Origin of the sequence: Streptomyces huiliensis, assembly GCF_020037025.1 — a bacterium.
Classification (GTDB): domain Bacteria; phylum Actinomycetota; class Actinomycetes; order Streptomycetales; family Streptomycetaceae; genus Streptomyces; species Streptomyces huiliensis.
The window spans coordinates 1-3,603 of record NZ_JAIQLH010000391.1 but is presented as its reverse complement, the minus strand read 5'-3'; the positions used below and the strand labels follow the sequence as shown (position 1 = coordinate 3,603).

At 74.4% G+C, this 3,603-nt stretch carries 3 protein-coding genes; 2 read left to right on the top strand and 1 reads right to left on the bottom strand.

All coding sequences use genetic code 11. The annotated features are described in order from the left end of the window. A partial coding sequence (locus JNW98_RS33915; RefSeq protein ID WP_223772134.1) for an MFS transporter occupies positions 1-1,038 on the bottom strand: 1,038 nt, incomplete at its 3' end. Positions 1,039-1,206: 168 nt separating this feature from the next. Here JNW98_RS33915 and JNW98_RS33910 point away from each other — a divergent pair. Further along, positions 1,207-2,418 (top strand): glycosyltransferase family 39 protein, encoded by a 1,212-nt coding sequence (locus tag JNW98_RS33910; protein ID WP_263421502.1) that lies wholly within the window; start codon positions 1,207-1,209, stop codon positions 2,416-2,418. A 346-nt stretch (positions 2,419-2,764) separates the two neighbouring features. Beyond that, the coding region (locus tag JNW98_RS33905) for a phosphatase PAP2 family protein (RefSeq protein ID WP_223772132.1) at positions 2,765-3,603 on the top strand (839 nt) is incomplete at its 3' end.

Sequence of the window (3,603 nt, the reverse complement as noted above, 5' to 3'; positions counted from 1 at the left end):
GCGCGAGCCGGCCAGGCCCGCGGCCATCGCGGCGAGGGTCAGCGGCAGCAGCCGCAGCCCGGTCTGGAGCGGGGTGAGGCCGAGGACGAGCTGGAGGTACTGGGCGGCGACCAGCTCCAGGCCGACCAGTGCCAGCATGGCCAGCACGATGCAGCCCACGGACATCCCGAAGGCGGGCCGGGCGAACAGGTCCAGGTCCACCAGCGGGTGCTCGCGCCGCCGCTGCCGCCGGACGAAGAGGACGAGCAGCGCCACACCGAGGGCCGCGGGCACCAGGGTGAGCAGGGACAGCGGCTCGGCGCCGCCGATCCGCTTCATTCCGAGGACCACGCCGAAGAGCCCGAACGCGGCCATCAGCGCGCCGAGCACGTCCCAAGGCCCGTTCCGGTCGCCCGTCGACTCGGGCAGCATCCGGCGGCCGACCGGGAGGCTGACGGCCATCAGCGGCAGGTTGATGAGGAAGACCGAGCCCCACCAGAAGTGTTCGAGCAGGAACCCGCCCAGCAGCGGCCCGGTGGCCGCGCCGACGGCGGCCACCCCGGTCCAGACGCCGATGGCCAGCGCCCGCTCCCGCCGGTCGGGGAAGACCTGCCGCAGGATGGACAGCGTCGCCGGCATGATCATCGCCCCGCCGACGCCGAGCAGCGCACGCGCGGCGATCAGCACCTCGGGCCGGCCGGCGACCGCGGCGAGCAGCGAGGCGCAGCCGAACAGCGCGTAGCCGAGCAGCAGCACCCGCCGGCGTCCGACGCGGTCGCCGAGCGTGCCGAAGAGGATCAGCAGCGAGGCGCAGACGAGCGGGTAGACGTCGACGATCCAGAGCAGCTGGATCGGGCCGGGGCGCAGGTCCTCGGAGACGGCCGGGACGGCGACGTGCAGCACGGTGGCGTCCACGGCGACCAGGAGCAGGCTGGCGCAGAGGACGACGAGCACGGCCCAGCGGTTGGCGCCGGCCCCGGGGCCGGGCCTTCCGGTGCGCTGCCGCTGCCGGGGAACACCGGCGGTCCACCGGGGGCGGGCCGTCGCCGTTCCGGACATTCACCCACCTCCGTATCGGGTCCCGGCGGGCGTCGCGGACCTGAGGGGGACGGTGGACCGCGGTGCCGGGGGGACGAGTGAGACGACAGCGTACGCGAGTCCGGGCAGGTGACCGGCGGCAGCACCGGCGGCGGCACCGGCCCGGCGGTGGGCGGGGGCCCGGTCCGGATGCCGGACAATTGGCCGGTGACCGAACTCGCCTCCCCCTCCGGCCCCACCGGTATACGCACCGCACCGGCGCCCGGCCCCGCCCGGACCGCCTCCGGCGTGCTCCGGCGTGCGGCGCCGGCGCTGCTGGCGTACGCGGCGGTCCGGGCGCTGGGGGTGGCGGTGCTCGCGCTGTGGGGGACGGCGACCGGCAAGGACGCGCACCACCTGCTCTCGGGACGCTGGGACGCGGTCTGGTACTCCCGGATAGCGGAGGACGGCTACGGCTACACGCTGCCCCTGCCCGGCGGGAAGGTCCACTCCGACCTGGCCTTCTTCCCGCTGCTGCCGTGGCTGGAGCGGGCGCTGTCGGCGGTGCTGCCGCTGTCGGCGGCGGACGCGGGGCTGCTGGTGAGCGCCGTCGCGTCGCTGGCCGCCGCCGCGGGCATCTTCGCGGTCGGCGAGCGGCTGCACGGCCGCCGGGCCGGGGTCGCGCTGGTGGTGCTGTGGGCCGCGCTGCCGGTGGGCGTGGTGCAGTCGATGGCCTACTCGGAGTCCCTGTTCACGGCGCTGGCCGCGTGGAGCCTCTACGCGGTACTGGCCGGCCGCTGGCCGGCGGCCGGGATGTGCGCCGCGCTGGCCGGGCTGACCCGGCCGGTGGGCGCGGCGGTGGTCGCGGCCGTGTGGGTCACGGCGGCGGTAACCCTGCTGCGCCGGGACCGGCGGCCGGAGCCTCCCGAGCGCCGCCGGATGCTGCTCGGGGTGGCGCTGGCCCCACTGGGCTGGCTCGGCTACGTCGTCTGGGTCGGCGTGCGGACCGGCGGCCCGGCCGGCTACCTGGACGTGCAGGGCGGCTGGGGCAACGGCTTCGACGGCGGCGTGGCGTTCGGCTCCTTCGTCGCCGGGCGGTTCACCGGCGCGGCCTGGCCGGCCGGTCTCGGCCTGCTGGCGGGCGTGGTGCTGGTGGTGTGGCTGTACGTGGCCGGGGCGCGGCGGGGGCAGCCGCTGCCGCTGCTGGTCTACTCGGGGACAGTGCTGCTGCTTGCCCTGACCGCGAAGGGCTACTTCGGCTCGAAGCCGCGCCTGATGCTGCCGGCCTTCCCGCTGCTGCTGCCGCTCGCGGCGGCCCTGGCCCGGGCGCGCCCGGTCCGGGCGGCGGCGACGGCGGGCGGGTTGGCACTGGCGGCGGCCTGTTACGGAGCGTTCTGGCTGAACGGCTCCGGACCGCCCTGACCCTTTCAAGATCATTTCCAGCGGTCGCGCCCCGGATCCGCTCCGATCATCAGACCGCACGGCCGGAGTGCCGGGCTCGCCCGCCGGACCACCCGGTAAATGACGCGGGGAACTCCCGCCGCCCACCGATAAACATCCGCACACACTTAATTAAAGGATGTTCCGCACACTCGGCGGCCGCTCGGAAGACCTTCTTTAGGTGTTTCTTATTCCCCCGGACGCGCTTCCGGAAGCGCCGCATCAAACGTGCCGAAAGTCGTGTTTGAGACGCATTCCACATCACATCGTCATCACAAAGCGGCGAGATCGGCCGGACCCTCCCATCACGCAATGTAACGTCGATTGAGTGCGTACCAACGACGAGCTCGTCCCAGCGGAGGAGCGCCCGACCGAGCCCCCGCGCCCGCGGATGACCAGGACCCGCCTGGGCATCTTCGTGGCGACCTCCGTGGTCTACGCGGCGATCGTGGTCGGCGTGCTCACCACGTCCTGGCCGGTGCGTTTCGACTGGCAGGTCATGCTCTTCCGGCCGTACAAGCAGTGGCCCGAGATCCACACGTTCCTCGACTACTTCGTCGTCCTGGGTCAGCGCGGCCCGACCGCCGTCGCCGTGGCCGCCTGGCTGGGCTGGTGCTGCCACCGCCGCGGCACGCTGCGTCCGCTGCTGGTGCTGGGCACGTCGCTGCTGCTGCTCAACGCGACCGTGGGCGCCGCGAAGATAGGGATGGGGCGGCTCGGGCCGCACTACGCCACCGCGATCGGCTCCAACGAGATGTTCGCGGGCGGCGACATATTCCCCTCCGGCCACACCGCCAACGCGGTGGTCACCTGGGGTGTGCTCGCCTACCTGGCCACCACGCCCCGGGCCCGCAGGATCGCCTCCGTGTCCGCCGCCCTGCTGGCGCTCGGCGTCGGCATGACCACGGTCTACCTCGGTACGCACTGGATGAGCGACGTGACGCTCGGCTGGACCGCCGGCCTGCTGGTCCTGCTGGCCCTGCCCTGGTTCGAGCCCCTGATGGACCGCGCCGAGGCGTGGCTGCTGACCGCCTGGGCGCGACTGCGCGAGCACGGCACGGCCCTCGCCCCGGCCGCCGCGGCGACCCCGATCGGGCTGTGGGCGCCCCGCGCCCCCGCCGACGACACGCTCCCCGTCCGCGAACCGGCCGCCGCCGGCGGCCGCGG

What these genes read in the sequence shown, in the direction of transcription:
- JNW98_RS33910 (WP_263421502.1), top strand. Translation starts at nt 1,207, where the DNA reads ATGCCGGACAATTGGCCGGTGACCGAACTCGCCTCCCCCTCCGGCCCC.